This window comes from Pseudomonas sp. CGJS7 (assembly GCF_036961695.1).
This window is the reverse complement of sequence record NZ_JBAMDI010000256.1, coordinates 1-4,503: the sequence shown is the minus strand read 5'-3', so window position 1 is coordinate 4,503 and position 4,503 is coordinate 1. Positions and strand designations below refer to the sequence as shown.

Annotated in this window: 2 protein-coding genes; both read right to left on the bottom strand. The window is 64.6% G+C overall.

Annotation, left to right across the window (positions count from 1 at the left end; translation table 11 throughout):
• Positions 1–17: 17 nt before the first annotated feature.
• Complete coding sequence (locus V7787_RS52235) at positions 18–329, bottom strand: Nif3-like dinuclear metal center hexameric protein (protein WP_010952215.1); 312 nt, start codon at positions 327–329, stop codon at positions 18–20.
• Between the two features lie 3 nt (positions 330–332).
• Positions 333–4,232, bottom strand: a complete 3,900-nt coding sequence (purL, locus tag V7787_RS52230) for a phosphoribosylformylglycinamidine synthase (RefSeq protein WP_064493202.1) — start codon at positions 4,230–4,232, stop codon at positions 333–335.
• Positions 4,233–4,503 lie beyond the last annotated feature (271 nt).

Below are 4,503 nucleotides of genomic sequence, written 5' to 3'. Positions count from 1 at the left end.
AATAGCCGTGATGCGTTCTAGAACTCGGCGAGCCGCCAGACTTCATAGGCTGGCGTCTCGTACGGGTGGCTCTGCTTGAGCGCAGCGACGACCTGCACAATCAGCTCGTCAGCCACCACCAGCTCCACCTTCCACTCTTCCACCGCCTCGACCTGGCCCGCTTGCCCGAGGAACGGCTGGCTGCCGTCCAACGGGCGGAACTGGCCCTGGCCAAGGGTTTGCCAGGCGCAGTGGTCATAGTCACCGATGCGCCCGCCGCCAGCAGCGAACACAGCGGCCTTGACCACTTCGACATGGCTGGCGGGGACGAAGAAGGCGAGCTTGTACACGCCTTAGTTCACCCACACCCGTGCGTTGCGGAACATACGCATCAGCGCGGCATCTTCCTGCCACTCGTCCGGGCGCCAGGAGTTCTGCACAGCGCGGAACACACGCTCCGGGTGCGGCATCATGATGGTCACGCGGCCGTCGCGGCTGGTCAGGCCAGTAATACCACGCGGCGAGCCGTTCGGGTTGGCCGGGTAGGCTTCGGTGACCTTGCCATGGTTGTCGACGTAGCGCAGGGCCACGCAACCGGACACATCGGCTTCCAGCAATGCTTCTTCGCTGGCGAACTCGGCATGGCCTTCGCCGTGGGCGATGGCGATCGGCATGCGCGAACCGGCCATGCCCTGCAGGAAGATCGAGTTGGACTTCTGCACTTCGACCATGGCCACGCGGGCCTCGAACTGCTCCGAGCGGTTGCGCACGAAGTGCGGCCAGTACTCGGTGCCCGGGATCAGCTCGTGCAGGTTGGACATCATCTGGCAACCGTTGCACACGCCCAGGGCGAAGCTGTCGGTACGCTCGAAGAAGGCCTGGAAGGCGTCACGGGCACGGGCGTTGAACAGCGCCGACTTGGCCCAGCCTTCGCCAGCACCCAGCACGTCACCGTACGAGAAGCCGCCACAGGCGACCAGGCCCTTGAAGGCTTCGAAGTCGACACGGCCAGCGAGAATATCGCTCATGTGCACGTCGATGGCGGCGAAGCCGGCGCGGTCGAAGGCAGCAGCCATCTCGACCTGGCCGTTGACGCCCTGCTCGCGCAGGATGGCCACTTGCGGGCGCACGCCTTTCTTGATGTAAGGCGCGGCGATGTCGTCGTTGACGTCGAAGCCCAGCTTCACCGACAGGCCCGGGTTGTCTTCCTCGAGCAGCAGGTCGAATTCCTGGTCAGCGCAGTCAGCGTTGTCGCGCAGGCGCTGGATCTGGTAGCTGGTTTCAGCCCACTGACGCTGCAGCATGCGACGGTCGTCGTCGAACAGCACTTCGCCGTTCAGGCTGATGGTCACTTCAGCGTTGTTGACCGGCTTGCCGATCACCGCGACGCATTCTTCACCCAGGCCAGCAGCGCTGAACTGTGCCAGCACGTCCGGGGTAGCATCCTGGCGAACCTGGATCACCGCACCCAGCTCTTCGTTGAAGAGGATGGCCGGCACTTCGCCCTTGCTGTCGGTCAGCGGGTCGAGTTGCAGGTCGAGGCCGCAGTGGCCGGCGAAGGCCATTTCCAGCACGGTAGTGACCAGGCCGCCGTCGGAACGGTCGTGGTAGGCCAGCAGGTGGCCGTCGGCGTTCAGGCCCTGGATCACGGCGAAGAAGGCCTTGAGGTCTTCGGCGTCGTCGACGTCCGGTGCCTGGGCCGCGATCTTGCCGTAGGTCTGGGCCAGGATCGAGGCGCCCATGCGGTTCTTGCCGCGGCCCAGGTCGATCAGGATCAGGTCGGTCTCGCCCTTGTCCATGCGCAGTTGCGGGGTCAGGGTCTTGCGGATGTCGGTGACCGGGGCGAAGCCGGTGATGATCAGCGACATCGGCGAGGTGACGCTCTTCTCGACGCCCTCGTCGCTCCACTTGGTCTTCATCGACATCGAGTCTTTGCCGACCGGAATGGTGATGCCCAGCTCCGGGCACAGCTCCATGCCGACAGCCTTCACGGTGTCGTACAGGCGTGCGTCTTCACCTGGGTGACCAGCAGCGGACATCCAGTTGGCCGACAGTTTGATGTCGGACAGCTTTTCGATGCGCGAAGCCGCCAGGTTGGTCAGGGTTTCGCCGATGGCCATGCGGCCGGACGCCGGGGCATCCAGCAGCGCCAGCGGCGTACGCTCGCCCATGGCCATGGCTTCACCGGTGTAGACGTCGAAGCTGGTGGCGGTAACGGCGCAGTCGGCCACCGGAACCTGCCACGGGCCGACCATCTGGTCGCGGGCAACCAGGCCGGTGATGGTGCGGTCGCCAATGGTGATCAGGAAGCTCTTGCTGGCCACGGCCGGGTGGTTCAGCACGCGCTGGACGGCGCTGTCCAGGTCCAGCTCGCTCGGGTCGAAGTCATCGCCCAGCTCGGCTTCGCGGGTAACCGAACGGTGCATGCGCGGCGGCTTGCCCAGCAGCACGTCCAGCGGCATGTCCACCGGGGTGTTGCCGAAGTGGCTGTCGCTGACGGTCAGGTGCTGTTCTTCAGTCGCTTCACCCACCACGGCAAACGGGCAACGTTCGCGCTCGCAGATGGCCTTGAAGCGCTCGAAGTCGACCGCGCTGACGGCCAGCACGTAACGCTCTTGCGATTCGTTGCTCCAGATTTCGTGCGGGGCCATGCCCGGCTCGTCGTTGGGCACGTTGCGCAGCTCGAAGCGACCACCGCGGCCACCGTCGTTGACCAGCTCAGGGAAGGCGTTGGAAATACCGCCAGCGCCCACGTCGTGGATGAAGGCGATCGGGTTGTCGTCGCCCAGCTGCCAGCAACGGTCGATGACCTCTTGGCAACGGCGCTCCATTTCCGGGTTTTCGCGCTGTACCGAAGCGAAGTCCAGGTCAGCCGAGCTGGCACCGGTAGCCACCGACGAAGCAGCGCCGCCGCCCAGGCCGATCAGCATGGCCGGGCCACCGAGCACGATCAGCTTGGCGCCGACAGTGATTTCGCCCTTCTGCACGTGGTCTTCACGGATGTTGCCCATACCGCCGGCGAGCATGATCGGCTTGTGGTAGCCGCGCACTTCTTCACCGTGCGGGGTGTTGATGGCTTGCTCGAAGGTACGGAAGTAACCGGTCAGGGCCGGGCGGCCGAATTCGTTGTTGAACGCAGCGCCGCCAAGAGGGCCTTCGATCATGATGTCGAGGGCGTCGACGATACGCTCGGGCTTGCCGTAGGCCTGCTCCCAAGGCTGCTCGAAGCCCGGAATGCGCAGGTTGGACACTGTGAAGCCGGTCAGGCCGGCCTTGGGCTTGGCGCCACGGCCGGTAGCACCTTCGTCGCGGATTTCGCCACCGGAGCCGGTGGAGGCGCCGGAGAACGGGGCGATGGCGGTGGGATGGTTGTGCGTTTCCACCTTCATCAGGATGTGCACCGGCTCCTGCACCGCGCCGTACTGGCGGGTTTCAGGGTTCGGGAAGAAGCGGCCGGCAACGTTGCCGACGATCACCGAGGCGTTGTCCTTGTACGCCGACAGCACACCTTCGTTGTGCATCTGGTAGGTGTTCTTGATCATGCCGAACAGGCTTTTTTCCTGGGCCTGGCCGTCGATATCCCAACTGGCGTTGAAGATCTTGTGGCGGCAGTGCTCGGAGTTGGCCTGGGCGAACATCATCAGTTCGATGTCGTTCGGGTTGCGCTTGAGGCCCTGGAAGGCATTGACCAGGTAGTCGATCTCGTCTTCGGCCAGGGCCAGGCCCAGGTCGATGTTGGCCTTGGCCAGGGCGTCACGGCCGCCGGCCAGGATGTCGACCGAGGTCATCGGCTTGGGCTGGGCGTGGCTGAACAGGTCTGCAGCCTGCTCCAGCTGGCCGAGCACACGCTGGGTCATGCGGTCGTGCAGTTCGGCGGCGATCAGTTCGGCATCAGCGTCGCTCAGGGTGCCGGCAACGTAGTAGGCGATGCCGCGCTCCAGGCGCTGGATCGACTGCAGGCCGCAGTTGTGGGCGATGTCGCTGGCCTTGCTGGCCCATGGCGAAATGGTGCCCAGGCGCGGTACCACCAGGAACAGACGACCCGTCGGCTCCTGTACCGGCACGCTCGGGCCGTACTTGAGCAGACGGCCCAGCACCTGCTGCTGGTCGGCGGTCAGCTCGCCGTCGACATCGGCGAAGTGGGCAAATTCGGCATACAAACCAGTAACAGCGGGGACTTTCTGGCTCAGTTGCTCGAGTAATTTACCGTGGCGAAAGGCAGAAAGGGCAGGAGCGCCGCGCAGGATCAACATCGTCGGGACAGCCTCAGGAAGGGGTGTGCTTAGAGGCCGTGCATTCTAGCCTAATTCGATGGCTTTCGGCACCTGCTCTAAGCCACGCCTGCCGGGCGGCGGAACCGGACTTCGGGGTCAGTTTTCAGAGGTGTCCGGCTTGAGACATTCAGCGCCTGTGAGATCGAGCGCCGCAGGTGTCCGCCTTAAAATATTCAGCGCCTATGAGATCGAGCGCCGCCCGCGCGGCGCTTCGCGGGTAAACCCGCTCCTACGTTTGTTTCGGGCCAAT